The 22,626-nt window shown below is 46.5% G+C and carries 25 protein-coding genes and 2 pseudogenes; 20 read left to right on the top strand and 7 right to left on the bottom strand.

The features are described from left to right. Positions 1 to 42: 42 nt before the first annotated feature. From ACZ49R_RS04075 to ACZ49R_RS04035, 9 genes are all read left to right on the top strand, one after another. Positions 43 to 438 (top strand): Fur family transcriptional regulator, encoded by a 396-nt coding sequence (locus ACZ49R_RS04075; protein WP_464733847.1) that lies wholly within the window; start codon positions 43 to 45, stop codon positions 436 to 438. A gap of 249 nt (positions 439 to 687) precedes the next feature. Next, complete coding sequence (locus tag ACZ49R_RS04070; protein WP_464733846.1) at positions 688 to 1,938, top strand: NAD(P)/FAD-dependent oxidoreductase; 1,251 nt, start codon at positions 688 to 690, stop codon at positions 1,936 to 1,938. Then, positions 1,935 to 2,102, top strand: coding sequence for a hypothetical protein (locus tag ACZ49R_RS04065; protein WP_011762774.1), 168 nt, complete (start codon positions 1,935 to 1,937; stop codon positions 2,100 to 2,102). The genes ACZ49R_RS04070 and ACZ49R_RS04065 overlap by 4 nt, the downstream gene beginning before the upstream one ends. A gap of 55 nt (positions 2,103 to 2,157) precedes the next feature. Next, positions 2,158 to 3,306, top strand: a complete 1,149-nt coding sequence (gene sucC / locus ACZ49R_RS04060) for an ADP-forming succinate--CoA ligase subunit beta (RefSeq protein WP_464733845.1) — start codon at positions 2,158 to 2,160, stop codon at positions 3,304 to 3,306. Next, positions 3,303 to 4,184 (top strand): succinate--CoA ligase subunit alpha, encoded by an 882-nt coding sequence (gene sucD / locus ACZ49R_RS04055; protein ID WP_464733844.1) that lies wholly within the window; start codon positions 3,303 to 3,305, stop codon positions 4,182 to 4,184. Before sucC ends, sucD begins: the two co-directional genes overlap by 4 nt. 306 nt (positions 4,185 to 4,490) lie before the next feature. Further along, positions 4,491 to 5,690 carry an aminotransferase-like domain-containing protein gene (locus ACZ49R_RS04050; RefSeq protein WP_464733843.1) on the top strand — a complete coding sequence of 400 codons (1,200 nt, stop codon included), beginning with the start codon at positions 4,491 to 4,493 and terminating at the stop codon, positions 5,688 to 5,690. After that, a complete protein-coding gene (gene ilvA, locus ACZ49R_RS04045; protein ID WP_464733842.1) occupies positions 5,687 to 6,895 on the top strand; it encodes a threonine ammonia-lyase in 1,209 nt (402 codons plus the stop codon). Before ACZ49R_RS04050 ends, ilvA begins: the two co-directional genes overlap by 4 nt. A 475-nt stretch (positions 6,896 to 7,370) precedes the next feature. Further along, positions 7,371 to 8,087, top strand: a complete 717-nt coding sequence (alaXM, locus tag ACZ49R_RS04040; protein ID WP_464733841.1) for an alanyl-tRNA editing protein AlaXM — start codon at positions 7,371 to 7,373, stop codon at positions 8,085 to 8,087. Then, positions 8,087 to 9,592, top strand: a complete 1,506-nt coding sequence (locus tag ACZ49R_RS04035; protein ID WP_464733840.1) for a cation:proton antiporter domain-containing protein — start codon at positions 8,087 to 8,089, stop codon at positions 9,590 to 9,592. Before alaXM ends, ACZ49R_RS04035 begins: the two co-directional genes overlap by 1 nt. 12 nt (positions 9,593 to 9,604) lie before the next feature. On the opposite strand, the gene ACZ49R_RS04030 is transcribed toward ACZ49R_RS04035, so the two are convergent. After that, positions 9,605 to 9,967, bottom strand: a complete 363-nt coding sequence (locus ACZ49R_RS04030; protein WP_464733839.1) for a hypothetical protein — start codon at positions 9,965 to 9,967, stop codon at positions 9,605 to 9,607. 210 nt (positions 9,968 to 10,177) lie between these two features. On the opposite strand from ACZ49R_RS04030, the gene ACZ49R_RS04025 reads away from it, so the two are divergent. Continuing rightward, the gene (locus ACZ49R_RS04025) at positions 10,178 to 11,146 is read left to right on the top strand and encodes a hypothetical protein (RefSeq protein WP_464733838.1); all 969 of its coding nucleotides are present in this window, start codon (positions 10,178 to 10,180) and stop codon (positions 11,144 to 11,146) included. On the opposite strand, the gene ACZ49R_RS04020 is transcribed toward ACZ49R_RS04025, so the two are convergent. Next, a complete protein-coding gene (locus ACZ49R_RS04020; protein WP_464733837.1) occupies positions 11,136 to 11,957 on the bottom strand; it encodes an HD domain-containing protein in 822 nt (273 codons plus the stop codon). The genes ACZ49R_RS04025 and ACZ49R_RS04020 overlap by 11 nt on opposite strands. Before the next feature lie 178 nt (positions 11,958 to 12,135). Next, the gene (locus tag ACZ49R_RS04015) at positions 12,136 to 12,312 is read right to left on the bottom strand and encodes a hypothetical protein (protein WP_464733836.1); all 177 of its coding nucleotides are present in this window, start codon (positions 12,310 to 12,312) and stop codon (positions 12,136 to 12,138) included. A gap of 425 nt (positions 12,313 to 12,737) precedes the next feature. On the opposite strand from ACZ49R_RS04015, the gene ACZ49R_RS04010 reads away from it, so the two are divergent. Together ACZ49R_RS04010 and ACZ49R_RS04005 are read left to right on the top strand one after the other, a co-directional pair. Next, positions 12,738 to 12,929: a hypothetical protein gene (locus tag ACZ49R_RS04010; protein WP_464733835.1), complete on the top strand. Its 192-nt coding sequence runs from the start codon at positions 12,738 to 12,740 to the stop codon at positions 12,927 to 12,929. Then, positions 12,908 to 13,255, top strand: a complete 348-nt coding sequence (locus ACZ49R_RS04005) for a hypothetical protein (protein WP_464733834.1) — start codon at positions 12,908 to 12,910, stop codon at positions 13,253 to 13,255. Before ACZ49R_RS04010 ends, ACZ49R_RS04005 begins: the two co-directional genes overlap by 22 nt. A 184-nt stretch (positions 13,256 to 13,439) precedes the next feature. Here the strand turns inward: ACZ49R_RS04005 and ACZ49R_RS04000 are convergent. Beyond that, positions 13,440 to 14,691, bottom strand: a pseudogene (locus ACZ49R_RS04000) (zinc ribbon domain-containing protein). 466 nt (positions 14,692 to 15,157) lie between these two features. Between ACZ49R_RS04000 and ACZ49R_RS03995 the strand changes: the two are divergent. Next, positions 15,158 to 15,472 (top strand): annotated as a pseudogene (locus tag ACZ49R_RS03995) (zinc ribbon domain-containing protein); the annotation flags it as partial. Between the two features lie 151 nt (positions 15,473 to 15,623). Here the strand turns inward: ACZ49R_RS03995 and ACZ49R_RS03990 are convergent. Next, positions 15,624 to 15,761 (bottom strand): hypothetical protein, encoded by a 138-nt coding sequence (locus ACZ49R_RS03990; RefSeq protein ID WP_167827628.1) that lies wholly within the window; start codon positions 15,759 to 15,761, stop codon positions 15,624 to 15,626. A gap of 187 nt (positions 15,762 to 15,948) precedes the next feature. Here ACZ49R_RS03990 and pyrB point away from each other — a divergent pair, with 187 nt between their 5' ends. Further along, complete coding sequence (gene pyrB, locus ACZ49R_RS03985; RefSeq protein ID WP_464733833.1) at positions 15,949 to 16,863, top strand: aspartate carbamoyltransferase; 915 nt, start codon at positions 15,949 to 15,951, stop codon at positions 16,861 to 16,863. A 67-nt stretch (positions 16,864 to 16,930) separates the two neighbouring features. Here the strand turns inward: pyrB and ACZ49R_RS03980 are convergent, their stop codons facing one another. After that, a complete protein-coding gene (locus ACZ49R_RS03980) occupies positions 16,931 to 17,464 on the bottom strand; it encodes a zinc ribbon domain-containing protein (RefSeq protein ID WP_464733832.1) in 534 nt (177 codons plus the stop codon). A gap of 185 nt (positions 17,465 to 17,649) precedes the next feature. Next, a complete protein-coding gene (locus tag ACZ49R_RS03975; RefSeq protein ID WP_464733831.1) occupies positions 17,650 to 17,934 on the bottom strand; it encodes a hypothetical protein in 285 nt (94 codons plus the stop codon). A 383-nt stretch (positions 17,935 to 18,317) separates the two neighbouring features. Between ACZ49R_RS03975 and rimI the strand changes: the two genes are divergently transcribed. From rimI to ACZ49R_RS03945, 6 genes are read left to right on the top strand one after another with little or no spacing between them, the layout of a single operon-like run. Next, complete coding sequence (rimI, locus tag ACZ49R_RS03970) at positions 18,318 to 18,848, top strand: ribosomal protein S18-alanine N-acetyltransferase (RefSeq protein WP_464733830.1); 531 nt, start codon at positions 18,318 to 18,320, stop codon at positions 18,846 to 18,848. Positions 18,849 to 18,891: 43 nt separating this feature from the next. Further along, positions 18,892 to 20,415, top strand: a complete 1,524-nt coding sequence (locus ACZ49R_RS03965) for a hypothetical protein (RefSeq protein ID WP_011762817.1) — start codon at positions 18,892 to 18,894, stop codon at positions 20,413 to 20,415. 3 nt (positions 20,416 to 20,418) lie between these two features. Beyond that, positions 20,419 to 21,072 carry a hypothetical protein gene (locus ACZ49R_RS03960; RefSeq protein WP_464733829.1) on the top strand — a complete coding sequence of 218 codons (654 nt, stop codon included), beginning with the start codon at positions 20,419 to 20,421 and terminating at the stop codon, positions 21,070 to 21,072. A 29-nt stretch (positions 21,073 to 21,101) separates the two neighbouring features. After that, entirely contained in the window at positions 21,102 to 21,902 is an 801-nt protein-coding gene (locus ACZ49R_RS03955) for an ATPase, T2SS/T4P/T4SS family (protein WP_464734095.1), read from the top strand. After that, positions 21,880 to 22,092 carry a hypothetical protein gene (locus ACZ49R_RS03950; protein ID WP_053240358.1) on the top strand — a complete coding sequence of 71 codons (213 nt, stop codon included), beginning with the start codon at positions 21,880 to 21,882 and terminating at the stop codon, positions 22,090 to 22,092. The genes ACZ49R_RS03955 and ACZ49R_RS03950 overlap by 23 nt, the downstream gene beginning before the upstream one ends. Continuing rightward, on the top strand, positions 22,089 to 22,595 hold the full coding sequence (locus ACZ49R_RS03945; RefSeq protein WP_464733828.1) for a hypothetical protein: 507 nt from the start codon (positions 22,089 to 22,091) through the stop codon (positions 22,593 to 22,595). The genes ACZ49R_RS03950 and ACZ49R_RS03945 overlap by 4 nt, the downstream gene beginning before the upstream one ends. The last annotated feature ends 31 nt before the right edge of the window (positions 22,596 to 22,626 follow it).

Raw genomic sequence — 22,626 nt, 5'->3', positions numbered from 1 at the left:
GAGGAGAATTAAATTTTTATATTAATAAGAAATTTAATGTATATGGAAATCTCACAAATGACACAAGCCCTCAAAGAGAGGGGCTATCGCATAACGCCACAGAGACTTGAGGTTATAAACATAGTAATGGAGAAATTAGCCAAGAAAGAACACCCGACATTTAACGATATCCTAAATGAAGTAAAGCAAAAGATGCCATCTATAAGCGCCAGCACAGTCTACTCCGTCCTTAAGCTGTTAGAAGACGGGGGCTATATTGTCTCTTTTGAACACAACGGGCGTACATACTATGACAGCACAACTCCACACATAAACGTCGTATGTACAAACGTAAACAAAGTCATAGATTTAGACAACAGAGAAATCATAGAGATGCTTAAAAAACAGGGGATATTCCCCACCTCAATAGTAGTTAAAGCTATTTGCACCGAAAAGTAATCGCAAAAGATAGCAATTGTCTAAGTTCAGCTGTGGACTCTCATATCACATCTCATCGGCGCGGTTTACCTCATCACGTAAGCTACAACTAGTATTTGACAATCTACGAAGAGAAAACCATAAGGGATTAAAAATTAGCCTCACAAAACCGTTACCGTTTTTATTTGCTAGACGTACTATATAGTCATATAATCATGAAGTGTACAACACCTCTTTTAACTGATATATAGTGGTATTTATCTAGATACTATGTATGATTATGTAATTGTTGGCGCCGGTGTTATAGGTATGTCCATCGCATATCACCTTAAACGTCTCTCTCCACGTTCAAAGGTACTAGTAGTAGACCAATATGCGGGAGTTGGAATGGGCGATACGGCTAAATCTGCCGCGGCTTTTAGAACAATTTTTACATCTCAGATAAATAGGGTATTGTCTAAAACTAGTATAGATTTTTACCGCGATATACAAAAAAGTGGAATTGACCTTAACATGAGGTTTGTTGGTTATCTATTTCTTGTACCTAAAGAAAATGCCGAAACTATGCGCGCAATTGCACAAGAGCTAGGCAAAATAGGCGTAACAGTCGATCTTTTTGAAAGATTAAACATGCCGCTTAGGTTTAAAGTAACAGATGACGAAGAGGCTAGAGAGATGGGCTTACCAGATATAGCCTTGGGGCTACTAGTTAAAGAAGCCGGAATTATGGATCCCGAAAAGCTCGTACGGTATTATTATGAAGCTTATACCAAAGAGGGGGGCGAAGTCCTATTTAACGTCAAAGTAGAGTCCGTGAGTTTTAGACCAAAGAAACCTCTCAATATCCCTGGCGAACCATTTACGTGGCAAGATGTGAAAGTAGCTGGGCTAGAGACGTCGGCGGGCTATTTAGAGGCTAGAAACGTTATTTTTGCCACAGGTGCTTGGACTGAACAGCTTATGAATATGGCCGGCTTTGGCCTGCCTCTTAAGCCAAGAAAGAGACAGGTCTTTGTAGTTAGAGCTGATGGAGAACTAGACGATTTACTTAAGTCTGGCTTAGCAGATAGGGAGTACGCGCCTATGATAATATTACCTAAGGGTATATATGTGAGGCCAGAGCCAAACGAGAAGACCTTCTGGATTGGGGTGGCTGACAGAAGGCCCTTCCGTTTTGAAGAAAAACCAGAGCCGGAGGAGGCGTTGTGGCGTTATGGCATTTACCCAGTGTTGACAAAATACATCCCGGCGTTTGAAGGCCGCATGCCACAAAACGCTTGGGCTGGACACTACGATGAAAACATAGTAGACTATCAGCCTATTGTAGATAGACTTGCCGAGGGGCTTTACGTCGCCGCTGGAACATCAGGCTCGGGTATTATGAAAGCAGATGCAGTTGGTAGAATAGCGGCATATCTTGCCATGGGGTATGAGAAAGCGGAGCTCTACGGCGGCGTTATAGTTGAAAGTAATATGTTAAGGCGTAATAGATGTTTTGAGGAGGAGAGGCTAGTAATATGATAGAAGAGGTGCTACAGAGGTGGACAGAAGTTGCAATAAAAAGCGGAAAGAAAGGCTGGGTTTTGATAAAAAACGGGTATATAGTTGGTACCTTTAGAGAAAGAAAAGACGCAATTTTAGCTGCCAGAGAGCCCGGCATATATCTTTTGATATTTGTTGAATAGACTTTGGGCATCAAGCTTACAAAGAATATTTTATAGCTTAGATTCTTTGTACTTTATGAAATTACATGAGTATGAGGCTAAAGAGCTCTTCCTGAGATATGGAGTTAAAATACCCCCTGGCAAATTAGCCCTAACCCCAGATGAGGTACGCAAAATCGCAGAGGAAATAGGCACGCCTGTAGTTTTAAAGGCACAGGTAGTTGTAGCAGGCAGGGGTAAGGCAGGCGGTATAAAGATAGCTCAGACCCCAGAGGAGGCATATGAACTTTCAAAAAAGATGTTTGGCATGAACATAAAGGGGCTTGTAGTGAGGAAGCTTTATGTGACTAAATACGTAGAGGTCGAACGGGAGATGTACCTTTCGCTTATCATCGATAGAGCTTCTCGTAGATATCTATTCCTAGCCTCTCCAATAGGTGGGGTAGACATCGAGGAAATAGCCAAAACAAGCCCAGAAAAGATTAAGAAGGTATATGTGGATCCCTCTATTGGTTTAAGAGACTATCACATTAGGTCTATAATATCATGGCTCGGCTTTAAACCTGGGTCGCAACAGTGGCAACAAACCGCTTCAATTATACAAGCAATGTATAGAATAATGGTAGATTATGACGCTGAGCTAGTTGAGACGAACCCGCTTGCGTTATCAAAAGAGGGCGAGATAATACCCCTTGATGCAAGGGTGATAGTTGACGACAACGCCCTCTTTAAACATCCAGATCTTGAGAAGGCGTTGGAAGAGGATCCACGTGATATAACAGAATTTGAGGCGTATGCAAAAAAGATAGGATTTCACTATGTGGAATTAGATGGAGATATTGGAATTATTGGAAACGGCGCTGGTTTGACCATGGCGACAATGGATCTCGTATATCACTTCGGCGGTAGACCTGCGAACTTTCTCGATATAGGCGGCGGCGCAAGTAGAGAAGTTGTTAAGGAGGCAGTCAAAGTATTGCTTAACCATCCCAGGGTCAAAGTTATATTTGTCAACATATTTGGAGGAATAACGCGTGCAGATGAGGTAGCGCTGGGCATAAAAGATGCGCTTGCAGAGGTTAAAGAACATACAAAGAAAATTGTAGTGAGAATAAAGGGCACAAATGAGGAACAAGGCAAGGCAATACTCTCAGAAATTGGAATACCGTTGTTTGAAAACGCAGAGGAGGCGGCAAAAAAAGCTGTAGAATTGGCGAAGATATGACCGTGTTAGTAAGTCCTAAGACAAGAGTAGTTGTACAAGGCGCCACAGGCCGCGAGGGCTCTTTCCATCTTCTAAGGATGTTAGAATACGGCACAAAAGTCGTCGCGGGAGTTACCCCTGGCAAAGGCGGTACATCAGTACACGGTGTACCTGTGTATGATACAGTAGAGGAAGCTGTAAAAAAACAAGGGGCTAACGCCAGTGTGGTGTTTGTGCCTGCGAGATTTGCTGCAGACGCTATACTTGAAGCCGTAGACGCAGGCATAGAGCTTATAATTGTTATAACCGAACATATACCAATACACGACACTTTGAGAGTTGTAAATTACGCTAGGGCTAGAGGAGTTACAGTCATAGGGCCCAATTGTCCTGGCATAGTGGCGCCGCCTCTTAAAACGAAACTAGGGATAATGCCAAATAGTATATACCAAACGCCTGGGAGAATTGCTATAGTGAGCAGATCCGGGACTTTAACATACGAAATATCGTATCAACTTATAAGAGCGGGCTTTGGTATAAATATAGCTATAGGTGTAGGCGGAGATCCAATAGTAGGGCTAGACCTTATGGAGGCCACTCTCAAAGTAGCAGAAGATCCAGAAGTAGAGGGCATAGTTGTAATAGGCGAAGTAGGCGGTGACGCTGAAGAAAGAATAGCAAAATTATATGCAGAAGGCGCTTTTAACAAGCCTATTGTAGCATATGTCGCCGGACGTACAGCGCCGCCGGGCAAACGCATGGGACATGCCGGTGCAATAGTGATGATGGGCACAGGCGACGCTAGAAGTAAGATAGAGGCGTTTAGATCAGTTGGTATACCAGTTGCCGAAACTCCCTTCGAAGTTCCGCAACTGCTCTCGAAGTTGCTTAAGAAATAATTCCACAGTGATAAAATGCCAAATATGTGGTTTTGAAGAGACGGAGTTTAAATGTCCAAAATGTGGAAGACTTATATGTCGTTACGATTGGGCTGGAAAATACTGCATAGTTTGTGAAACCTCTCTTTGCAAAATTTGTAGGAGAAACTTTTCTATATCTACGTGTATTATATGTGGGAAAACCGTATGCGACAAATGTAGTATAAAGAGAGGATTGGGAAGAGTATGTATTAATTGTGCAAAAGCCTTAGCTCACGACTCTGATATATATAAATAAGTTTATATAGAAGTAAGAACTCTATTGGCATGAAAGTAGATAGTATACTTGCGTCGCGCACAAAATTTATGACTGCAAGTGAAATAAGAGAGTTGCTCAAATGGATAACCTCCGACGTTATATCTTTTGGAGGTGGACTACCTGATCCCTCCACATTTCCCGTCGACGAAATTTCTAAAGTAGTAGCATACGTGTTAGAGACCTATCCACAAAGAGCGTTACAATACGGCTCTACCGAGGGTGTCGCAGAACTCCGCGAAGAACTTGCTAAGTTTGTAGACTCTTACGCCGGCATTAAGGCAAGACCGGAAAATGTATTTATCACAGTAGGTAGTCAAGAGGCTCTTGAGCTCTTGGGGCGTGTGTTTATAGACCAAGGAGATGTAATTATTACAGAAAACCCCACATATATAGCAGCGTTACAAGCGTGGAGAGTATACCAGCCGAGGTTAATTGGCATACCAATGGACGAACATGGCATGGTTGTAGAGAAACTGGAGGATACAATCAGAAAACTCAAGGCAGAGGGCGCTAAAATAAAGTTTATTTACACAATCCCAACGGCACAAAACCCCAGCGGCTTAACAATGTCTCAAGAGAGAAGAAAATATCTTCTTGAGATTGCTGAAAAATATGATCTGTTGATAGTGGAGGACGACCCATATTCCTACTTTCTCTTCGAGCCTATACAAGTTACGCCTATTAAGACACTAGACAGATCAGGAAGGGTGATATATATCTCTACTGCATCTAAGATATTCGCGCCTGGCTTCCGTTTGGGCTGGGTTATAGCAGATAAGGAAATCCTAGATTGGTTTAATTTAGCTAAACAATCCTTAAATTTACACACTTCTACATTTGCACAATACGTACTCCTAGAGGGGCTCAGACGCAATATAATCTTAAAGAATCTGCCACGCGTAAAAGAACTTTATAGACGGAAACGCGACGCCATGCTAACCGCATTAGAGACTTATATGCCGCCTGGTGTAAGTTGGACGAAACCAAGCGGCGGCATGTTTATATGGGCCACCGTGCCGCCACATATAGATACGAGGGAGTTGCTAGTCACTGCAATCACTAAATATAAGGTGGCTTTTGTGCCAGGCCACGGCTTCTCTGTGGATCAATCGCTTACAAACGCTATGCGTTTAAATTTCACCTATCCAACTTTCGAACAAATTGAAGAGGGCATCCGCCGTCTTGCAATGGCAATAAAAAGTGCATGATATTACTAGAAGAGGCACTTTCAGTAATAAGAGAAAAACAGAAAGAGGGTAAGATTCACCGCACTCCTACCCTACGCTCTGAGTCGCTTTCTAGAATATCTGGAGGCGATGTATATCTAAAATTGGAATCTCTGCAAAAGACGGGTAGTTTCAAAATCAGGGGAGCTTACTTCGCCATGTACAAATATATGCAAGAGGGGTATAGAGAGTTTATAACTGCGTCTTCAGGAAACCACGCACAGGGAGTTGCATATGCCGCACAATTACATGGAGTGAAGGCGACTGTGGTAATGCCAGAGACTACGCCTTGGCTTAAGGTAAAGAAGACACAAGACTATGGCGCATCTGTAATACTATATGGCGAGAGTTACTACGAAGCAGAGAAGAAGGCTTATGAGCTTTTAAAAAGTGGTGCAAAATTCCTTCACGCATATAATGATTATTATGTCATATCAGGACAAGCTACATTAGGGGTTGAAATAGTAGAAGATGTAAAGGATGTAGATGTTGTCATAGTTCCCGTAGGAGGCGGCGGGTTAATCTCCGGCGTAGCATATGCCGTCAAAAAAATGAGACCAAACGCAAAGATAATAGGGGTTCAAGCCAGCGGAGCACCTGCTGTATATCTTTCACTTAAAGAGGGGAAGCCTGTCTTAATTGAGCGAGTCGACACAATAGCCGACGGCATTGCTGTAAAACGGCCAGGAGACATCACGTTAAAAATAATCCAGGAGTATGTAGACGATGTGGTACTAGTAGACGATAACGAAATCGCCGATGCTATATTTTTACTGCTAGAAAGGACGAGAGTAATAGCGGAAGGCGCAGGAGCTGTGGCAGTTGCAGCTCTAATGTCCGGTAAGGTAAATGTAAGAGGGAAGAAGGCCGTTGCTGTAGTGTCGGGAGGTAATATTGACGCTCCTATTTTAATGCGTGTGTTAATGAAAGCTTTAGCAAGACAGAGACGTATCATAAAACTAGTCGGCGAAGTACCCGACAGGCCGGGTACGCTAGCTAAAGCCTCATCTATTCTGGCGTCTCATAATGTAAACATACTTGAAGTTTACCATGAACGCTACGACCCTGAACAAAGACCCAACTACGTCCGCCTTGTCTTCATAGTGGAGGTACCCGGCACATTAGATATGTCAAAACTTCTAGATGAACTTGAAAAAAACGGCTTCTACTTTAAAGTAACGGCTTAATGTTGTACAGCTTCTTGGCCCATACTAATCGCCACATCCACATTTTTGTTAACATACCATCTGTCTCATGGACAAGAGGACGTAACTGGCGTTGGTATCGTCTACCTTCGCTTGACTTGAGAGTCCTTTTGTCCTAAAGAAAGGGCTCTCGTGTAACTGTCTGAAACTTGATGTTCACGGTATACCCCTCTTGGCCAACAGAGACCTCGCCTCGCCATAATACATAATCATGAACTCCAACGGAAGACAGACAGAGACTGCCGACGGCCACGCTCTAGCCCGGTCTCTACGTAAGCCACTCCTTCGCCCTACGGATCTCCGAGTCTCTCAGGAGGGGCCGGAAAAGATAGTGGAAGGTCTTCTCATGTAGGTCGCTAAGTTTCTCGCTATTCGAAAATATTATATAAAATCACCAAAGAGGTGCAGAAGTCAGGGAGAGGGGTTAAAGATTAAAAGTACAAACTCGGAGCCTTGTATGAGAACTAGGCTACTTTACCAAGAGGACTCCTACATCCGGGAATTTGAAGCATCTGTATTAGAGGTAATAGGCAACGAAGTTATCTTAGATAAAACAGCTTTTCATGACGGTACTGGCGGATTACAGGCGGATAGCGGGTTTATAATCTACAGAAGTGAGAAATATAGCACAGTGGCCTCCCACAAAGGCGGCGAGGTAGTCCACATACTAGATAGAGCGCCGGCTTTTAAACCAGGTGATGTAGTCACAGGAATACTAGATTGGGAAAAAAGGTATAGGAAGATGCGCTTACACACAGCGGCCCATATATTATCTGCCATACTCTACAAGAGATATAACGCCCTTATTACAGGTGGGGATATAACGCCGGAGTATGCTAGAGACGACTTTAATATCGAAGGCGATATGGCGACCGTTAGAAAGGCGTTTGAAGAGGCTGTGGCAGAAGCAAATGAAATAGCCCAAAGAGGAATTGAGGTAAAGATCTACTGGTTGCCTAGAGAAGAGGCTTTGAAAATCCCTGGAGTAGTGAAGTTAGCAGAAAAAATGCCCCCCGACATACCCCAGCTCCGGATTGTAGAAATACCGGGTGTAGATCTACAAGCAGACGGCGGCCCTCATGTCAGAAATACCCGCGAAATAGGCACGATCAAAATTTTGAAGGTAGAAAATAGGGGGAAAGGCAAGAAGAGACTTTACTACACTGTAGACTAGTGAATTCTCCGCTTGGCGAAATTTCGATAACTATTTTCCTTGGCGTATTATTTGCCTATCTATTTGATCGCTTAGGTTTTCCACCTTTTCTCGGGTTTTTTCTCGCAGGCGCTATAGTAGGGAAACTAGGCGCGGTAAATCTCCCTGATGTCTACTTACAGATTTTGCTATCTCTAGTAGCATTTGAGGTGGGCCGCGGTTTAGGCATAAGTGGGCTTTCGCCAGCCGCATTTTTTGCCGTAATACTAGAGAGTGCGCTTATCATTAGTCTGTCTATGTTACTTTTTAAACTAATAGGGCTTACGCTGACAGAGGTTTTAATTATCGCTATCATGATGCTTAGCTCCTCAAGTATTCTTGTTAATAGATTTGCCCAAGTTCTGCCAACAGAAGCCAGAGCTATTGCGCTTTCAATAACCACACTTGAAGACGCTGTGCTCTTCTTTGCAATAAGTCTCCTTTTCGGTAAAACGACTATTGAAAACCTGCCGGTAAATATTGTAGTCGTAACTGCAGTCAGCGTAGTAGCTTTGGCAGTGTTTAGATATGTATACAGACTGATAATCGGCCGCGAATACGCTATACCTTTTGCACTCGCCATAGCCTTCGGCTTTGTTTATGTTGTTCAATACTTCCAAATAGCTTCGCCTTTTCTCGGGGCATTTATAGGAGGTTACATATTTTCGCGAGCCGACACCCACGGTGTTCACATAAAAGAGGCTACAGCCCTTTCCAGCCTAATAATATACCTATATATGCTAGTCGTTGGATTTTCGATTCCAATGCCAGCGGTAAATCCGCTATTTATCGCCTTAAGTTTAGCCACAGCATTACTAGCAGTATTTGTTAGAGTAACAGCTGTCTTCCTAAGCGCACTTTTCACCACAGGACAGCCGAGGTTTTCTATTAACGTTGCGACGGCGACGGCGCATATCTCGGAGCTCTCTATAACTATTCCAATAGTTGCATATAGGTTAGGCGTCTTGAAAAATGCGGAGTTAGCTTTCGCATTATCTACCACGCCCATACTGACGCTTTTTCTAGCACCACTATTCTGGAGACAGCGTAGCCTACTGGAGAAATATGTGGCCAAACGTATAAGGGAATTAAAAATAGCTGTCGCATATGAAAAGCTGTATAAGGTTGTAACACACTTCTTTATAACAACGGCGAAGCTTGTAGTTCTCACTCTCGTTATAGCTATTGTAGTATCTTACCTTGGCATTTTCTCATTAGTACTACTCATACCAACAATCTACTATCTAATTAAATATTCTAGATATGTATACATAGACTTATTATTAGCACTTAGAGAAATTGAACAAGCCCGCTACGTAAGCATAATGGTTCTAGTATTGACTTTTGCCCTTGCGTCTTATGTCGTGTTTGCCTTAATAGTAAAAGTAGCCGAATTACACCACTATATAGCTCTCCTAGTAGTCACAGTTTTGACATATCTACTTATAGCTATATACAAAGAGCTTAGTAGTAATACCACCAAATAAAACCAAGAATGACTAAGACCTAGCTTCCTTATTTTGTATACAGAGGGTGCGGATAATTCTATTTAACTCATTTACTACAATTTTGTAAAATTCTTCTTCCACATGTGGAATTTCATTACACCTCTCTATCCCCTCCCGAAAGGCTTTTGCGAGACGGTAATCAAGACCTGTTATACTCTCTACGTCAGTTTCTACATCGGGTAATATCTGCGAAATTAATGCAAGGTGGTATGCATGATAACGCGCCGCGTTTTTTCTCTCGTCGCTAAGATATTCAGAATCTGCCAATGAGAAGGCCTTTTGTCTATGCACCTCTATAAGAGCGTTTTTTATCTCATTGATATCCCTCTTTCTTAAAATCTCTACAATATCCATAGTATCGATACAGAGGTAATATAAGACTTTAATACCGCTCAGGACGAACACCACCGCGGCCATGGCGACATTGGCCATCACGGCGGCCCCAAGGGCGTCAGCGGAGGCGGGCCCGGAGCCCCCAGAGAGGGCCGGCGTTATGAAGGGGCCTATAACAGGTTATACCATATAATGCGAGTTTTAGGTTTTAATCTCCCTCCCTATGATTCTGTGGTATTAATACGTATAGGCGAGCGCGAGGAGCGCATCGAATCTATAGAAGACCTAGAGAGACTATGTAAATTGTTGAGAGAAGAACTGCAAAAAGAGAGGTGTCAATACCACTCGTGGTATATACGTATATCTCCCGAGAGGTTGTTCGCGCTTTTAAAAAAGGCGTATGTAAAATATACACAAGGCGTAATCGACGTTAGTAGTGTCATAGCGGAGTTTCTAGATGAGAATAAACTGTCAAGAAGTCTATCTCGGACTATTACTCCTACGTTAAGCTCTCTTGGTATTACAACTTCCGGAAAATTTACTGCAATAGCTGTAGAAATAGGGAGGTTGTTCCATGAGGGAAAAATAGAAGAGGCAAAGGCTAGATTTCGCGAACTGGTATATAGAAACTGTATATTAAGGGAGGTTATTGAAAAAACTAGTGATTGTTCTGAGCTTGAAAAAGCCGTAACTAACGTACTAACGGCATATGGTAAAAGTATAAGATTTGATGAGTTAAAATACACAGCGGAGTTGTTGAAATTCATACATCCTAAGTGCGAAAATTGTGACTTTAGATGTATTACACCAGAGAAGATTTCTGCATGCGTAGAGAGGTTAATTCAACTTTTGACACCCCATATGAGAGAATTGTTTGAAAAATTGGATATTTCGCTTTTACCTGAGCATCTAGACTTTGTAAACACTGACAGTTCCACGTTTATTATCGGCGTAAAAGGCACAGAGAAGCACATAGGGCTAGTCTTAATTGGAAATCCCATAGAGAGCGCCGATTTGCAACAATTGAAAAACGCTTTGGCGAGACTAGAAGAGAAAATAGCAGAGGGGGTCTACGAGGTATATGTTAAGATATTACCTATATTAGAAGGAGGAGAGAAATGCAAGTCTGTCAAACTCTTGCTAGAAGTCGTACGAGGGGATCTTGAGAGAGTATCTAAATTTATTAAACTCAGCTCCTAATCACGTGTGTAGTTTCAAACGTTCTTGTGGCAAAAAGCTTCCCCTTGACATATGCCCGGACTTCTACATAAGGGGCTAAACCTGATGTGGCTATCTTTTGCCCTAACACAGAATCTATCTGAAAAATCCCGGTCTCATTTGACATATAGACATTTATAGCAAGAGGTCTGGTGTCGTTAGAAGTAAGCTCTACGCGCTCGATAGCCAAGGCGCTTAACGCGTGTATATCTAGCTTCCCAATCCGATAGGGAATTCTAGCACGACCACTAGACATATCTGTACCGTCAGCTATTTTAGCACACGCAGCTTCAAATGTTAAACATGTATATGTCTCGTCGTGACAAAACACGGCGTGTAGAACCTCTTGTTTAAGCATATACATTTTCTCTGTGTCTCCATAGACCTTAGATAGTATTTTTTCAGCCAACCTATCTGTTAACATAGCTGAATATATGGGGTGGTGTGTACGATGGACAGAATTACCTATGTCATGTAAATACGCGCCCATTAATGTCACAACCATAGAGTCCTCTATATCTCCTACTCCATCTGCCACTACACTTGGCCTAAAACCCCTTTCTGTAAGTATTTTATATATGGCAAGGGCACTACCAGCAACAATTCTAGAGTGTACAGGGCCGTGATCATTATATCTTAATCTCTGGACAGCAAAAACATTAGCCATTTTTAGATAGGCTTGAACTTCTGTATCTGTAATAAGTAAATCCCATATTTTCTTAACTTTGTCGCTATCTGGGAGCACCCGCTCTATTAGCTTTATACCGACTTCATAGGCGAACTCTTTTTGCACTCTATTATATAAAAAGCCTATTATTTAACTTTTGACTATACGCACATCTCTGCGATCTCCCTCTCGGCGCCCTGCCTTCCCGGGAGTCTGTGCCGAGACTCCGCACTCTCATCATAATGTTTTTCAGATTCACAAAACGACCCTATCTATACCTTGTTTTCAATTCTCAACTGGGCGTTTAACAGAACCGCTCTGAAAAAGATGGCATCCTGCCAGAAGAATTTGACAAACACCACAAGCGAATTTGCGAGCCTGTACTTGGGAACACCTCCTCTATTATCTTATGTGCCAACTCGCGCCTGTCTGGCGTGAGCAAGCGGTTCAACTCATTCGGCGTGATGTAGACTTGGCTCATGGGCGTGTACGGCGTGGGAGAGAAAAGCTAGTTGAAAGTCCATCCCTATTTCAACTCTCTCGACACACCTACCTCACGGCGGCACCGTGAGGTAGGTGTGATATTTGTTGTATACCAACGTGTAGTTTAAAAGGTAGAGATCAGAAAGAATTCTGAAAAACAGAGTTGGGTTAAACGCCGCACTTCAATTGTAAACAAGACAATACGCCACGCCGCCGGCCGGAGACACCGACAACTATGGGCAGAGAAGAGGTATTGGGAGCTGATAGAAAAGACAAAACAACCCGTTCTTTCAACCGTCCCGGTGACCACCTCACTTTTAACCCCCTAACTATGTTTCTCAAATTAACGACGTCTGGCCCCGGGGCGGTTGACGGGGGGTGTGGAGACAGATGCAAAATAAACGACTTGTGGCCGGCCCCCATATGAGCCGCCCCCTCGCCCCGGTGCACCCGAGACGGGCCCCTGAGTCCTCCAGGAAGGGGCCAAGAGAGGTGGGGAGACGTGACGACATTACGCTGTTCGTCAACGTAGCTTTGAGCAAGCTCTGCAGAGTAGAGACGACAAAGTTATTTAAAATAGGTACAACGATAGAGTGCCAGTGGACTATGCCCTAGAAGTGATAGAGGAGCCCGTCAAATATACCGTGTTTGATGACTATGGCCACTATGACGAGGATGTAGATAGTTTACTGCCGAGTACCGCGACGACGGGCAACACAACATTAAAGTTCTACTTGGGGTACACTGAGACAACTCCAGGCGAGGTAAGGGCAACAACGGTAGAGACGGCCGTTTTAAGACTTAAGAGCCGCCTGTTAACGAAGTTGGTAAAGAAATTTATCAAAATTGAGACATCGTATGGAAAAATAGTATTAGAAAAGCCCATAGGGGGAAAGCGTGCCTATGCCGGGACAGTCCTAGAATTTTTAAAACATCCATGAGTTGCGCGCCCCCTTTCAAAGACTGGCGCCCCGGCCCTCTCCCGGGGGGCTCGGGGCCCGTCTCCGCCAGACGCCCTTGGCGGGCGGGGCGGAGGCGAGGGGGGCCGGCCGTGCCCGGGCGTATGGGCGCAACAGATCGGCCGTGCCCCCAGGGCCGGGGAATGTGGTTCATAAGTGAAGAAACTTACGAGCTTAAAAGTGTGATGGACGCCGGAGTGGAGGAAAAAGCGGGTTGTTTTTGGAGGATTTCCCGGTACCTCCTCTTGGCCCACAACAACGGGATGTTATCTCTGTGGTCTGAGAAGCCGCAAGCGGGGCAACGCATTATGCGCTTCTCCTCTCTCTTCATATTTGCTCCGCAACGGGGACAGACCGTGCTATACAGTCTCTCCTCGAGGTACGGCAACCCATACCACTGTGCCAGCGCCTGTAGGCGCTTCCTCAGCTGGCCGAGACCGTCGTAGAGGTGTTTCCTGTCGCCGCCCTCGCCGCTCTGTTTCCTCGCAATATACGTCTCGTAGCCCATTGCGTCCACCACGACGGCGGCTTGGTGCTCTCTCGCCAATTTTACAATTTCGCTTGCGGTCTGTTCCACAATGGCTCTTATCATTCTATAACGCTTGGATTTGAGACGGCGGGCTTTACTCTCGAGAAAACTCCTTCTGGCGGGATCCTCCTCCCCTGCGGCCCGTCTTTCAAGGTCGCTTATCCTCTCGTGGAGTCTCCACAACTTTTGACCGCGCGCTCGTCGGGTAGCCTCTTCCGTTTAATTATCTTGCCGTCTACAAGGAGACCCACCATTATGCCGTGGTCAAGACGGTTGACATCAATAACGACAAGCGCCTTGGGCTCTATCTGTTGAACTTCGCGGGCAAAGACAAGGGCAACGTAGAGTCTTCCATAGGTCGGCTCCTTGCCCCTCCGCTTCTCTATGCCAAGGAATGCCAACTTGAGTTTGGCGTCTTCCTGTAGTCTCTCCATTATCCAAGTGATGTCACTTTTCTTTAACTCGACAGCAAAAGGCGGTATGCCCAACTTCCGTACTCTGAGGACGCCGTTTTTCAAATCGACGAAGACGGCCCTACTCACGTCTTTCTCGTTTTCAACCCTCAATTGGACGTTTAACGGAACCGCTCTGTGGAACACTACGTCACGCCAGAAGAACTTAGCCCACTCTGCGATATATCTCTTAAGTCCGTACTTGGGAAACACCTCTTCGATAATCTGGCGCGCCAACTCACGCCTGTCTGGCGTGATGAGTCTGTCCAACCCTCCGTCGTCAGCTTCGGCTCCTCTTGCCCCGCAATCTCCTTCAACAGTCTCCTGGCGTACTCCTCAACGGCCAAGTGCATTCTTGTCACAAGGTCTAGAACGTCCGGCCTCTCTTCGATGAGTTTCCAGGGGATTTCTATCCTCAGCGTTCTGTATACGTACATGTGTGTATATGTGGTGGGGCTGAAATCTCTGTTGGTTATAGAAGGCGCATGGGGGCAGGCCAAAAGTTTCACAAGACAAACCCACGGCGCCGTCGTGAAGGCGGCGTTAGGAGGCTTGGCCATGACCTTCGCCGCCACAAGAACAACCGTCGTCGTAAGCAACGTGTTGACACCCGCCGTTGCCGCCCCAAGCCCAATTCACACTGGCGATACCCACCGCGGCACTCGCGGCGAAAACCGCCGCAAACCCGTTTTTCAACCCGTCCACACCTCTAACGCAACCACACACCACTTTCTACTACCTCGGCTCACCTGCCTGACAGCGACGACGTCAGACAGGTTAGTCGAAAGAGTTGAAAGGGCGTCTCTGGCTTTTTGTAGTGGCGGGGGAGGTATGAAGTTGTTGCATACATCGCCTCGCCGCCGGGCGGATACTAACCGCAATTTCCCCCTATATCCAACAATCGCCGGCGAGATCATAAAATTGGCAAGGGAGTACCAAGCCGCCATAGTGGTAGACACGATGGAGGAGGAGAGCTACCGGGAGCTGAAGGAGGGCAACGGGAGCGGCGAAAAGAAGCACTTATTAGACGGTTTGGGCCAGCTGAGAAGGAGGTTGAAGGAGCTCGCCGAGTGGTACGGACTGCCGTATGTGGAGGAGCGGCTGTATTCGACCATCTGCCCCCGCTGTGGCGCGAAAATGAAAGAGCTGAGTAACAGGCGGATGCATTGTCCTTCTTGCGGTTTCAACGACCACAGAGACAATGTGCCGTTGCTTTAGGCAAAGAGGAGGTACTTGGAGCTCCTCCAGAAACAACCCGTTTTTCCAACCCAGGCCATACTTCTGGAACGCCTCCTCAATAATCTTGTGAGCCAACTCGCGCCTATCTCTTGTAAGCAAGCGGTCTAGCTCCTCTACCGTGAGTTTCGGCTCATCTTGTCCAGACAATTCCTTTAACAACGTTTGGCTCATGGGCGCATATTGCGTAGAGAAGAAAAACTAGGTCGTCGGGACAACCCGCTTTTCCAACCCCGGCGACCACCTTAAACTCGTAAGTCTTTTCGCCCATGGGACAACCGGCCCTAGGGACCCGGCCGGCTGTTGAAGTCCGCCAAGCCCGTCCGCCCGGGCACGGCCGAACCCCCACGCCCCCGGGTTGCCAAACGCGACTCAGGCACGTGCCCCGAGCCCCCCGGGGCCAGTTGTGCAAAGGGGGGCTTTGAAAACGTTTAAAAGACGGTACAGTCCATGTGTAGATGTGGCGTGGGAGAGATGTGATATCTGCACGCGACTTCAATAGAGTAGATCTAGAGGAGCTATTTGAAATGGCTAGATATATGGAGAAGTATGCTAAAAGTCGTGTCGAGTTTTTAAAGGGCAAAATTATGGCTGTGGCGTTTTTCGAACCCTCTACACGTACTAGGCTGAGTTTTGAAGTAGCAATGAAGAGATTGGGCGGAGATGTCATTGGATTCTGGGGGGCTGAAGGCACAAGCGTAGAAAAGGGCGAAACTCTTGCAGATACTATAAGAATGTTAGACGCATACTCTGACATAATTGTCATAAGACATAAGTATGAGGGAGCGGCTAAGCTTGCTGCAGAAGTTGCAGAAAGTCCTGTAATTAACGCCGGCGACGGCGCCTATAACCACCCGACACAAGCCATGTTAGATGTATATACAATATGGAGAGAGTTTGGCACAGTGGATGGATTAAATATAGGTCTCCTAGGCGACTTACGTCATGCACGTACTATAAACAGCCTTCTTGAAATACTTACAAATTTCAAAGTGAGAGTTTATCTAATCTCTCCCGAACTTCTCCGCCCTAGGGTAGAGACTATAAACTACATCCAATCTAGGGGATTAATGCTAAGTTTTCATACAAACATAGAGGAGGTTATACATGAGCTCGACGTTGTATATGTAGTAAGGATTCAAAAAGAGCGGTTTATTGACCCATTGGAATATGAAAGAATAAAGGGGAGCTACAAAATAACACTAGATACTTTGAAAAACGTAAAGAAGAATCTCATAATACTTCACCCTCTGCCACGTGTAGATGAAATAGACCATAGAGTAGATTCGACGCCGTATGCAAAATACTTTAGACAGGCGGCGTTTGGGGTTCCCCTGAGGATGGCACTTCTATACCTTATTCTACAGCCGTGACCCGCCTCTCCGCCCTTTAGGGCGGAGTTTCTCCTCGTTCGCATCTTCATCGACGGCACGACTGTCTCTAACGTGGGGTCATGGGGCTGGGCGGCACGCGGCCCTCCTCGAGTGCCCTCCTTTCGATGTTTATGACGGCGGCGACGTCCCTCCCCCACTCCCGCCCGCAGTGGGGGCAGAGGAGGAGCCTCGGGGCAGGGCCCCTCACAAGCCCCCCGCCACACCGCGGGCAGACGGAGGAGGTCCCCCTCGGATTGACCTTCACCACGGGGATCCCCCTCTCCCTTGCTTTCCGTACAATCTCCCTAAACATGCTTCTGAAGCCTGCCCTATAGATTCTGTCCCTAAGTACGGGGTCGTCTACGTTTTTGACCATGTTCTTCGGCACTTCCCTCGGCAGATTTTCGACGGCGATGGCGGCGTCGTTCTTCTTGTCCAGTTCGTTTCTCTTAAGCGCCCGGCTCGCGTACCTATTCCCCTTCAGAGACTGCATGACCTCCCTACGGCTGTGGTAGCCAAGTGTGATATCTCTAATCCCAGTCTCAAGGATGTACACCCTGCCGCCGGCCTTCACAGCCACGTTGTTCTCGTTCAAATCCACAGAGACAACCCCGGACGTTGATGTGCTTCCAGAACTGCTTGGTTGGCCAGAGCGGGATCACGACCCACCTCTGTGCGTTGACACCCTTATCGCCGTGAAGCCCTCGCGGATCCAGAGGTGGTCGTCGAGCCATATGCTGATCCTTCGTATTTCTGGCTTCTCCGTCTTCGCCCTGCCCTCCCGCTTCAGCGCCATAAAGCTCTTGACGCGGGCGACCGCGTCTTGGCACGCGGTGTGTACGTAGTGGGAGGGGGGAGGTCGGGGTACCTCCTCCTCAGCTTTCTGTACTTCTTTTCAAGCTCCTTCAACGCGTTGAACTTCCTCCAGCTGAGGCGGGCGCTGGGGATTACGACGGCGCGAGTGAGGACGTGATCCCTCTTCTTCTCCGCGTCTTTCTTCTTGCCTCTCTCGGCGCTTTTCCCACCGCTCCTTCCGCCCCTCTTCTTCGGCTCGCCCTCCTCTGCTCCCACGTAAAATCATTGTTTTCTAAGCTCCTACGTGTTATAGACGGCGGAGGTTTCCCAGAACCTCTCGGGCCGCCCGCTGATGACAAATATGACCATGAAAAAGGAAACACCCCCGTCTTCATACGCCTTACCGCATATTGAACATGTCTTTAACATCAACTACACGCATCCTTATTCCATACTCCGTTAACTCAATGTATCATGAAGGAAAAAGTGCAAAATATAGAGGAGAATGTGAGTACAGCAGACCGATAATTATCAAGCGTAAGCTATCGTACCTTGCTGAGCCAGCAACCGAAGTCTAACATGTATAGACAGCCGTAAGCCTTGCTCTTCTGGGCGGGACGCCCTAGACTAAATATTAAATTTGCAAACTTTTACCACATATGACTATCGAAGTTATAATCGATGGGCCGCAGAAGTTTACAGGCAAAGATGGAAAAACCGAGTTTATAATACGTGAAGCAACTTTAAAAGATATAAATGACGTTGTTGCTATAAATCGAAAGGTACTCCCAGAAAACTACCCCGTTTGGTTTTTTGTTGAACACTTAGAGCAGTTTCCAAAAGCGTTTATAGTAGCGGAGGTTGGCGGGAAAATCGTCGGATATGTTATGTCACGTGTAGAATACGGCTGGAGTAATATAGAGAGAGGTAAGGTGGTCAAAAAGGGGCATATAGTTTCCGTAGGTGTACTCCCAGAGGCTAGAAGATTAGGCATAGCCACTGCGATGATGCTACGGGCTATGAGAGCAATGAAAATATACTACAACGCTACAGAAGTCTACTTAGAAGTCCGCGTATCTAATACGCCAGCAATTTCGCTCTATGAGAAGCTAGGTTATAAAATAGTGGGCAGAATACCGCGTTACTACAGCGACGGAGAAGACGCCTACTTAATGGCTTGTCCACTATAGGAGGCACAAAGCAAAATATTTAACAAAGAGATATACATCATGTGTGCTTAGTACAATTGTTAAATGGCAACTAAGAGGCATTGAACGGACAGACCTTGACCCCCTTAGGTTTAGAGGAACGGCAAGACTTTTCAACCTCTTAGGTCTCGGAATCTTGGGAATAGGAGGCGTCTTCATAGCCTTAAGAGCACTCCCACTCGGACCGCTCTTTCTTGGAGTAGGAGCGCTACTCTTTTTCTTCCCCAAGTTGCTTGTCTCTCTACGCGCTGGCTCTATTCGTGAGCTCTTGACGACAGAGATGGTTTTCTTCACCGCGCTTGTACAAATGGCCTTTGCCACAAAAGCCCACCTGAACTTGGTCATTGAGAGGATGATGCGTTATAGAGAGCTCCCAGGCGTGAGAACCCTCGCGATAGCCGCGTGGAATAACGCCAGGATGATCGGCATGGAGCCTATGGACGCCATGAAGCGCGCCGTGGAGAAGCTGGCTCCCCAGAAGCTGGTGTACCGCTTCAACTCCCTATACACCTCCCTCCGCATCGGCGAAGATATCGTAGCGAAGCTCTCCCTCTACATGGATATGGACATCGTGGAGTTCTCGACGGCTATGCAGAGGCGCATGGATAGGCTGACATCTCTCATATCGTCCCTAGTAGTGGGCCTCGCAATGCTGTCAGTCACGGCGGTGGTCATCGGGAGAGGCAACCCGGCCATGCTCGTGCTAATGGGCGGCCTCCTCCCCGCCATCTTAGGCGTCGTCATGGCCCTCTTCATAAACGTGCCGCTTATGAAAATGGACTTTAGAATCCCTCCGCTCCTCTTCGGCATAGCTGCCGCTGTTGCCATGATAGTGTTGGGTTTCACGCCGATGTCCTTCTACGCGCCGCTCATCGCCTTCGGCGTAGCATTGGCTGGATGGGTTATCACGCGAGAAAGAGTCGACGCCAAAGCCTTCGAGAGAGGGTTCATGGACTTTGTATATACAGTGTTCGACGAGCTTAAGAGAGCCCCCTCCGTCTACCGCGCGGTTGAAAACGCGATAACTTTTGGGGACTACGGCCCGTTTAACAGCAAGGCGGCTGCGCTCTTGCAGACCATGAAGGTGGGAGACAGTAGGCTTGAGGACGTAGCTTTAAAAGGCATGCAACCGGTAATGTCTGTGATATTGAGGATGCTCTTGGACATATACCGCCTCGGCACGTTGCCCCGATCCACCATAGACCAGCTACAGAACTTTGTGGTAAAGCTCTTCGAATACAGATCCGAGATCGGCAGGACGTTGAATATAACCCGCTTCCTCGCGCTCGCGGGAGCCGCCATGGTGGCCTTCGTAAACACTTCGATGATTAGGCTGACTGAGGCGATGTCTAAGATCTCCGGTGGGGCGCAACTAGGCGGCGTGGGCATGAGCATGCTGTATCTAGCGCTCGCCATAATGTCCGTGGGGTACTACTTCCTCTTCACCAAGATAAGCTTCTCCACTAGAGGCGGGCTTCTGTATTTAGCCCTGCTGTATCTGGCCGTATTCGTTGCGTCGTTTGCGGTAGGGGTGTTCCTCAAGGCGTAGGCCATGCTGGACTTTAGACTCGACTCCTGCAGGGGGGCGGTCGTTGAGGAGTACGCCTCCGAGGGGGCCCGCATCCAGATATACAAGTCTGAAGACGGGTACTGCTACAACGTGGCGTACGCCTTCCCATACTCTGAGAAAGTTGGCGAATACGCCTACAAGGTTGTGGAGTATCTCACGGCCAACCAGATAATTAGGCCTAACCTCACCAGGGAGGAGCTTGGCAAACTTATCGAAATGGCTATGGCCGACATAGGGGTTCCGAGACAATTGCGCGCTGCTGTGAGATACTACGTCCAGCTAGAGGCTGCCGACTACTCCTACCTTACGCCAATTATATATGATATACGACTAGAAAACGTAAATATAAACGGAACCGACAACCCAATATTCGTAGATCATAGAGACTACGGCTATAATATAAGGACTAATGTAATACCGACAAACAAAGAGACGTTAATTAAAATCGTAGGCAGAGTCTACGCAGAAACCGGACGTCCGCTTAACGAGCAGTATCCCATACAAGACACCTATATACGTCTTAGAAACGGGGCACTTCTGCGCTTCGCCACGGCGATGTCTGGCAGAGTGGCGAGAAACCCACCCTACGTATCCATCCGTATACAGCCCCCCACCCCATATCGCCGACAGAGCTGATAAAGAGACGCACCATCTCCGCCTTGGCGATGGCTTATCTATGGTACCTATTCGAGCATCACAAGTCGGTGATGGTTGTAGGCGGCACGGGCACGGGCAAAACTACGTTGTTAAACGCGTTGCTCGTCCTTCTGCCCCACAAACGTCTCGCCATAGCGGAGGAGACCCCCGAGATCAGGATGCCTCCTAGCTACCAGAACGTGGTCATGCTTTTCACGTCGCCGATGTACGACTACATGAAGAACCTGCCCGGGTCGGAGTCCGCAATATACCTAATAGACCTCGTCAAGTACTTGCTCCGCGCGAGACCTGACATCATCGTCATAGGCGAGAGCCGCGGCAGAGAGATCCACGAGCTGATACAGGGAGTTTTGACAGGCCACGGCGGCGCTACCACCTTCCACGCCGAGGATATAATGGAGGTGTTTATGCGTCTCACAGGCGAGGCCATGGGAGTATCTCCAGAACATATATCGGCTTTCCACGTGACTGTTACAATTAAGCGGTTTGAATTTGGTAGACGCGTTACATCTATTACTGAAGTTGTTTGGCTAAGGGCGTATCCATACGCCGCACCGGGTAAAATAAAGATTAAAGAAGAAGAGTTTGGATTAATAAACGTGGGTTGGTACGACCAACGTAATGATACTGTCGAAATAGATCTAAGGAGATCCTACTGGCTTCAGAGGCTGGGCGGTTACGATGAAGTATTAGAAAGAGCAAAATTCTTGGCCCACTTAGTAGAACGAGGCGTCTTTGATGCAGAGAAAGTAGGAGAGGCTGTAAGAGAGTACTATAGACAGAAGCATGCTATATTACGGAAAGCCTGAAGATCTAGCTAAAGCCATAATGCGGGAGATCGAATTATTGAATACGCTTTTAAACATCGATGAGAGACTTGATGTATTTATCAAAAAGAAGATAGAATTATTAAATAGATGTCTAGCCCAAGTTGGGAAATTGCCACAGGGGGAGTACCAATTAATAGCGGTAGATATTTGTGAAATCGTACCAATATGATAGATTTTCTCCTCACCGCGATTATAGCCATTTTATCTGCAGTAGGAGGAGTACTTATAAAAGACCTAAAGGCCCTGTCTATATTCATAGTACTTATAGCTACTGCGACTTTTCTAGTGGCACATATCACAAGCATTCCCTTAGTAACATTGGGGTTGCTGGGTCTTTCTACAGCAGTAGTAAGAATGGGCAAAGCGAGTAGACAAATCGTTCAGAAAAGAATACGCACATATAAGTCTTTGAGAAGACTTTCAAAGCTAGAGGAATCCGTAAAAACGCTACCTGAGAATATCATAGACGTTATTCCCGCCGGGGCTGTTAGAGCAGTTCATCCAAAAATCGCAAGCTTGATATCTTTAGTAAACGATGCCTACTCTAAGGGATATACTGTGGAGGAACCCCACTGGTTTAAAATAATTAGGCAATACCTCGCCACAGTAGGTCCGCTATATACAGCCGATAGGACAAAAATAATCTCCGAATATGAGGTTATAGATCTGTAGAAACTTAAACATCAGCAACATAATTTTAAGG

The organism is Pyrobaculum organotrophum (assembly GCF_055384425.1).
This window is presented reverse-complemented; position numbering and strand designations above follow the sequence as displayed.

Excerpts from the sequence above, each read along its gene's own strand:
- ACZ49R_RS04075 (WP_464733847.1), top strand. The coding sequence starts at position 43 with ATGGAAATCTCACAAATGACACAAGCCCTCAAAGAGAGGGGCTATCGC.
- ACZ49R_RS04070 (WP_464733846.1), top strand. The coding sequence starts at position 688 with ATGTATGATTATGTAATTGTTGGCGCCGGTGTTATAGGTATGTCCATC.
- ACZ49R_RS04065 (WP_011762774.1), top strand. The coding sequence starts at position 1,935 with ATGATAGAAGAGGTGCTACAGAGGTGGACAGAAGTTGCAATAAAAAGC.
- sucC (WP_464733845.1), top strand. The coding sequence starts at position 2,158 with ATGAAATTACATGAGTATGAGGCTAAAGAGCTCTTCCTGAGATATGGA.
- sucD (WP_464733844.1), top strand. The coding sequence starts at position 3,303 with ATGACCGTGTTAGTAAGTCCTAAGACAAGAGTAGTTGTACAAGGCGCC.
- ACZ49R_RS04050 (WP_464733843.1), top strand. The coding sequence starts at position 4,491 with ATGAAAGTAGATAGTATACTTGCGTCGCGCACAAAATTTATGACTGCA.
- ilvA (WP_464733842.1), top strand. The coding sequence starts at position 5,687 with ATGATATTACTAGAAGAGGCACTTTCAGTAATAAGAGAAAAACAGAAA.
- alaXM (WP_464733841.1), top strand. The coding sequence starts at position 7,371 with ATGAGAACTAGGCTACTTTACCAAGAGGACTCCTACATCCGGGAATTT.
- ACZ49R_RS04030 (WP_464733839.1), bottom strand. The coding sequence starts at position 9,967 with ATGGATATTGTAGAGATTTTAAGAAAGAGGGATATCAATGAGATAAAA.
- ACZ49R_RS04015 (WP_464733836.1), bottom strand. The coding sequence starts at position 12,312 with ATGAGCCAAGTCTACATCACGCCGAATGAGTTGAACCGCTTGCTCACG.
- ACZ49R_RS04010 (WP_464733835.1), top strand. The coding sequence starts at position 12,738 with ATGAGCCGCCCCCTCGCCCCGGTGCACCCGAGACGGGCCCCTGAGTCC.
- ACZ49R_RS03990 (WP_167827628.1), bottom strand. The coding sequence starts at position 15,761 with ATGGGCGAAAAGACTTACGAGTTTAAGGTGGTCGCCGGGGTTGGAAAA.
- pyrB (WP_464733833.1), top strand. The coding sequence starts at position 15,949 with ATGTGGCGTGGGAGAGATGTGATATCTGCACGCGACTTCAATAGAGTA.
- rimI (WP_464733830.1), top strand. The coding sequence starts at position 18,318 with ATGACTATCGAAGTTATAATCGATGGGCCGCAGAAGTTTACAGGCAAA.
- ACZ49R_RS03960 (WP_464733829.1), top strand. The coding sequence starts at position 20,419 with ATGCTGGACTTTAGACTCGACTCCTGCAGGGGGGCGGTCGTTGAGGAG.
- ACZ49R_RS03955 (WP_464734095.1), top strand. The coding sequence starts at position 21,102 with ATGGCTTATCTATGGTACCTATTCGAGCATCACAAGTCGGTGATGGTT.
- ACZ49R_RS03950 (WP_053240358.1), top strand. The coding sequence starts at position 21,880 with ATGCTATATTACGGAAAGCCTGAAGATCTAGCTAAAGCCATAATGCGG.
- ACZ49R_RS03945 (WP_464733828.1), top strand. The coding sequence starts at position 22,089 with ATGATAGATTTTCTCCTCACCGCGATTATAGCCATTTTATCTGCAGTA.